This is a genomic window from Chamaesiphon sp. (genome assembly GCF_041738855.1).
Taxonomy (GTDB): domain Bacteria; phylum Cyanobacteriota; class Cyanobacteriia; order Cyanobacteriales; family Chamaesiphonaceae; genus Chamaesiphon.
In genome coordinates this window covers 1-5,764 of the sequence record NZ_JBGSPA010000145.1, presented here as the reverse complement: position 1 = coordinate 5,764, position 5,764 = coordinate 1, and the positions used below count along the sequence as shown (strand labels likewise).

The 5,764-nt window shown below is 48.8% G+C and carries 6 protein-coding genes and 1 pseudogene; all 7 read right to left on the bottom strand.

Annotated elements, in window-relative coordinates:
- The coding region (locus ACEW9I_RS15005; RefSeq protein WP_373541137.1) for a BON domain-containing protein at nt 1–126 on the bottom strand (126 nt) is incomplete at its 3' end.
- 33 nt (nt 127–159) lie between these two features.
- Entirely contained in the window at nt 160–315 is a 156-nt protein-coding gene (locus tag ACEW9I_RS15000) for a BON domain-containing protein (RefSeq protein WP_373541136.1), read from the bottom strand.
- A 23-nt stretch (nt 316–338) separates the two neighbouring features.
- The gene (locus tag ACEW9I_RS14995; RefSeq protein WP_373541135.1) at nt 339–662 is read right to left on the bottom strand and encodes a BON domain-containing protein; all 324 of its coding nucleotides are present in this window, start codon (nt 660–662) and stop codon (nt 339–341) included.
- A 52-nt stretch (nt 663–714) separates the two neighbouring features.
- Nucleotides 715–1,728 carry an NADP-dependent oxidoreductase gene (locus ACEW9I_RS14990; RefSeq protein WP_373541134.1) on the bottom strand — a complete coding sequence of 338 codons (1,014 nt, stop codon included), beginning with the start codon at nt 1,726–1,728 and terminating at the stop codon, nt 715–717.
- 34 nt (nt 1,729–1,762) lie between these two features.
- Complete coding sequence (locus tag ACEW9I_RS14985; protein ID WP_373541133.1) at nt 1,763–1,888, bottom strand: hypothetical protein; 126 nt, start codon at nt 1,886–1,888, stop codon at nt 1,763–1,765.
- Nucleotides 1,889–2,340: 452 nt separating this feature from the next.
- Nucleotides 2,341–5,259, bottom strand: coding sequence for a beta-phosphoglucomutase (gene pgmB, locus ACEW9I_RS14980; RefSeq protein ID WP_373541132.1), 2,919 nt, complete (start codon nt 5,257–5,259; stop codon nt 2,341–2,343).
- Nucleotides 5,260–5,372: 113 nt separating this feature from the next.
- Nucleotides 5,373–5,630: pseudogene (locus tag ACEW9I_RS14975) on the bottom strand (NAD(P)-dependent alcohol dehydrogenase); the annotation flags it as partial.
- Between the last annotated feature and the right edge of the window lie 134 nt (nt 5,631–5,764).

The following is a 5,764-nucleotide window of genomic DNA, read 5'->3' as shown; positions in this document are numbered from 1 at the left end:
CAAATACACACCTGGTTCCGACCAAGCAATGCGTTCGGCTTCATACCGTGCGGCAAAGCTGCGAACATCACCACGCAGCACCACTTTGTTATTCTCACTCTCGACTTGAATCCGATCTACATCCACGATCGCACTGCGTTTAAGTGCCGAGTTGATGTCTTATTCAATCGCCATTTTTACCGCTTTAGATTGGACAGAGATCCCGTTAGATACGCCTGTGACACCCATCATTTGTTGCACGAGATCTACCGCAGCATTCTGTTGGTACCACCACTCCACTTCCCCCGCTAGTGATACCCAGCCGTCATTAACTATGACTTCAACAACATCTGAGGGAATTATGGTAGACCATGCGATTCGTTGGCGGAGCCTTCCCTTGGGAAATCGATGACAGCCTGGGTAATGTCTTCATCTGTCCGGCGATCGATATCTGCTATTTTGACTTTGATTTCGTCGGTAATTGCCTTCACCCCAGTTACCCGTTTAACAGCATTCACGGCTGCCCATTTTTCGAGATAACTGGTAGTGTATCCACTTAGTGTGACTGCGCCATCTTTCAGCAACACCCGAATGTTGGTGCCTGTTACACTTGGCTCATAGCTGAGTTCGGATAGCACGTCATTCCGTAGTTCTAGATCGGTTTTATTTAAGGTATTAATCATTTGTTCTTCCTAAGTTTTAGACGATTTATTAATAATGCTTTGTCTAAATTATTTAATCCAATTTCACAATCATTTTGCCGATATTTTCTCCTGTAAATAGACCGAGAAATGCGCTCACCGCTTTGTCGATTCCGACTACCACTGTTTCCTTATTTTTCAATTTGCCCGATCGATAATATTCACCTACTACCTGTTCAAATTCACCTCGACAACCCAGCCAATCGCCGACAATTAGCCCTTTCATCGTCAATCGTTTGGTTGTGATATTAAACAGATTCGTCGGGCCAGGTTTGGGTATTTCGGCGTTGTAGCCAGAGATGCCACCACAGGCGATAATCCGACCATTCACACGCAATGCTGAGAGCGCGGCTTCGAGCATTTCACCGCCGACATTATCGAAGTAGACATCTATTCCGTTTAATGCTGCTAAGTTCAGTTGTTCTATAACCGGAATCACCGGACTAGTTTTGTAATCGAAGGCGACATCAAAACCGCATTCTTCCCGTAAAAACTTGACTTTCTCTAGCGAACCTGCCGAGCCGATGACTTCGCAGCCGCGTATTTTCGCAAGTTGTCCAGCTACATTTCCGACAGCACCAGCAGCTCCCGAAATGAAAATTACGTCCTCAGCTTTGACATCGACCAAATATAACCCCGCCCAAGCAGTCAACCCTGTCATACCGAGGGCACCAAGGTAAACGGAAAGTGGTTGAAGATCGCGGCTAACTGGGTGCAACTCTGGTGGTGTGGCGATGAAATATTCCCGCCAACCATAGTTGGAGGTGACGGCATCACCTGGCTGGAATTCTGGCGCGTGGGATTGGACTACTTCACCGACGGCACCACCGCTCATGGGTTTGCCTAACTCGAATGGTGGCACATAGGATTTCCCGCCATTCATCCGACCGCGCATATAGGGGTCTACGGACATATAGAGATTGCGAACTAGTACCTGCCCATTTTGAAGCGGCTCTAGTTTGGTTTGGGCGAGGGTAAAGTTATGTGGTGTGGGCATTCCGGTGGGGCGAGAGATTAGTTGAATCTCACGACTGATAATATCTGGCATAATTTTTTCTCCTAATTAGTTCGATATTTGGCTTTTAATGTGGGCTACGTCGATCGACCAATCGTTTGAGCTGGAAATAAGCTTCTTCTGGCGTGAGTTGTTGGGCAGTTTCATCGGAGATATAAAATTCCCAACTACCATTGAAAATGCCGCACGACAAAGCTGGGAATTAATCCCATCAAAAGTGCCGTTTCTCCTGATTTTTCGGCTCGGGCTGCGAGGGTGATTTCATCGGTAAATTGAGCTTGATTCATTTTGATTTTCTCCTGAATAATCTTGTTTATTTACAGTCTGGAAATTCTAATTGCTAGGTAACGTGAGTTTCTCCTTGCGGAGAGGCTACGCCAACGGGTTAAGGATATTTGCTTCGCTCAAGTACCGCACTCGATTGAAATCGGTGCTAATGGTGCAAAGTCCGCCTACGCGGACTGAATTTCCTAGTCCGCGTAGGCGGACTTCGGATCATTAGCCGAGCCTACCCTTCTCTTCGAGACGCTACGCGAACGGGAACGCTTCTGCGGAGGCAGACGCTTGGCGAACGCGAACAGTCTCTGGGTCATTCTTAAGCAGAACTCGGGTTAGGTAGGGGCAATTCATGAATTGCCCTTTGATTTAAAGGATTGGTATTTCAATAGGTTGAGAGAAGTTTTTTGGAGCTAGTTTTAATTGAGCTTGAAGATCGACTAAGTGAACGCCAACGAGGTTTGGTAGGACGATATCAGCGGCTCCAACGCGATTAATTGGGCCGATACCGATCGATCGCATTCCTGCCGCGATCGCCGCTTGAACGCCCACAGTGGCATCTTCGACCACCACACATCGATCGGGTGCAAGTCCAATCTGTTGAGCTGCATACAGAAATAAGTCTGGGGCTGGCTTAGGAGCATCGACACTATCTCCATCAGCGATCGCATCCACCAGATTCCCAATCCCTAATTTCTCGATGACAGTGCGGGCATTTTTACTCGCAGAACCGATCGCGATTTTGATGCCCGCTTGTCTGAGTTCTTGTAATAACTCAACGGCTCCTGGAAACAGATCTTGGGGTGTAATAGTGGCGATCGATTCCAGATAATAACGATTTTTGCGCTCCATCATTTTCTGAAGATCTGCTGCCGAATACTGTCGAATGCCGATGATGTGCATCAGAGACTCGCGGCGAGATACACCCCGCAGTGCTTCATTTGCCTGTCTGTCGAAGGGCAATCCCTCTTCATCCGCCAGTCGTTGCCAAGCCTTGTAGTGATATTCGGCAGTATCAGTCAACACGCCATCGACATCGAAGATAAAACCCTGAATATCTGTAGTTGAAACAACTGAGGGCGAGAGGTTGAAATGGTGCCAGGTGCCACGCCAGTTGAGTTTGAATTTGAGCCGCGTCCAATTCTGTGGCAGATGGGGAGTTGCCACGGGGCCGTTTTCGGTGAGTTGGATACCGCCAAAGCCGAATACTATTGCTTGCCAGAGACCGCCAGCGGAAGCGGCATGAATACCATCTTCGGTGTTACCGAAAGTGTTGGTGAGATCGATCGAGGCTGCCCGCATAAAATGTTCGTAGGCATCTGCCGATTTATCCAGGGTTGCGGCGAGGAGGGCTTGAACGGATGAACCGAGGGACGATCCATAACGGCTATCGGTGCGGGGAGTGTAGTAGTTCCAGTTTTCGTGCAAGATATCCTGACGATTGGCAAATTCTGGCGTGTTGAATAAGAGGTAGAGCAGCATCAGCACGTCGGGTTGCTTGATTACCTGGCTCTGATTCGTTGTCGCCATGCCGAGGACAGATTGGATCGATCGAGTGCGCGGCTCATAGTCGCTTAAATTGAGATCTTGGAGTGCGAAAAAGCCCTCAAATTGCTCGATTAGCAATGTTTGAGGATCGTAAGGGATGTACATCAGCGAGATCGTCGAGTGAAAAGCTAGTAGCTGCACTGGCGTAAGTTCGAGCTGTCGAGCTAGTTCGATCGCCCGCGCTGGAAACGTTTCTTGTAGCCACTCATGGACTTCCACAGCCTTTTGTAGATGCCATTGCACTAGCCGATTGGTGTAGGCATTGTTTCGCACATCCTCATGATACTCATCAGTACCGATGACTCCACACAGTTCGTAGCGTTGCTGTTTTTCGTGCCACTCCACCCGACTCAGCCAGAATAGAGCAGTATCGAGGATGATTTCAGATCCGCGATCGCGCATCCACTCATCGTCGCCCGTTGCTTGCCAGTATTGCCAGACAGCATAGGCAATGTCGGCAGTAATGTGAATTTCGCGCTCCCCATTCCAAATTCGGACAGGTTCTACATAAGGATCGCTCGACAGCGACCATTTGGGAGTCATCTCATCGCCAGTTGCCGCACTTTCCCAGGCAAACATTGCCCCTTTGTAACCAGCGTGGGCTGCTTTGCGTCTTGCTCCTGGTAGGGTGTCATAGCGATAGTCAAGGAGGCTACGCGCGATCGTCGGTTGCGTGAAGGTGAAAAATGGCAAGATAAAGATTTCTGTATCCCAAAAGATATGCCCCCGATAGCCAAATCCTGACAAGGTTTTGGCGGGAACGCTGTCAGGGTCGGTATCTAAAGACCCCTGATTGGTACAGCCACCAATGAAGAGTTGAAACAAGTTGTAGCGCACTGCTAATTGAGCGGTAAGATCGCCCTCAATCTCGATATCGCTGTACTCCCAAACTGCGTTCCACGCCTGTTGATGGGCGGCAAGGAGGATCGAATAGGCTGGAAGTGTGGCTAATTTGGTTTGAGCCGCCTGAACTGGCGATTTGGTCTCGCGAGAGGTGAACACCGTTACTAGCTTCTCTACGCTGACACTCTGACCGATTGTGGCGACAAAAGTAGTTGTTAGGGTGGGACAGTCAGGGGTATTTATGACCTGCGATATCGCCTCAGTGACGCTCGTAGTCATTTTCGCAGCCATACCGAGTTCGATCTGGGTACTGCGAGTGCGAACGTGTAACCAGACTCCTCGTTCTGTCTTACCTCTGTCGAGATGCTCCCAGTGGTCGAAGCCTTGATTTTCGGGATAACCATTAATACTAGACTGGACTTCGATGTTGCCATCAAAATCGATCGGTGTAATCTCACACCGCAGTGCTAATACCTGTTCGTCTGCCAAACTCGCAAACCGCTCGAACTTTAAATCTACGGTATTACCAGTTGGACTGCGCCAACGGATCGATCGACTCAACACCCCCTGTCGCAAGTCCAGCCGCCGCTCGTAGGCAAGGATTTCACCGCGATCTAACCGGAACTGTTCGCCATTGACGATGACTATTAATAACAGCCAGTCGGGACAATTTGCTAGCTCCGTATACACCACGGGGATATCGTCATAAACCCCATTAATTAAGGTAATTGGCAACGCTTTGGAGTAGCCTTCTTCAAAGCTGCCGCGTGTGCCTAAATAACCATTACCGATCGTAAATACGGTTTCTCTGGCGCGCAATTTTGCTGGGTCGAATTCAGGTTCGGTCAGTGTCCAGTCGGTGTAAATCAGTTCGCGAGGGCGGGTGAGAGTATTCATGCTGTTGGAAGTTAGCGGTTGAAACCGCTGCTAGTGTTGCAAAACCCACCTACGCGGGTTGAAAATCTTGGTCTTAGTCTGCGTAGGCAGACTTTGCATCATAAGCAGCGGTTTCAACCGCTGACCAAACCTAGTGAAGCCATATCAATAACAAAGCGGTATTTTACGTCGCTTTTTACCAATCGATCGTAAGCTTCGTTTATTTTCTGAATCGGGATGAGTTCGATATCAGCCGTAATATGATGCTTGCCGCAAAAGTCCAACATCTCTTGAGTTTCCTTGATGCCGCCAATCAAGGAGCCGCTGAGACTGCGCCGACCAAAAACCAAACTACCCACATTTAGAGACAACGGTTCGGTGGGGATACTCACATCTTGCACTAGTATATAGGCACTAAATTTCCAGTGAAACTAACTCGAATGCCAGCCCCTGTGACAACAGAAATTCTCGCTGACGCTCGATTTCTAATAAAAGTAGACTCACAGCAGTCTGTGGCATTAACTGT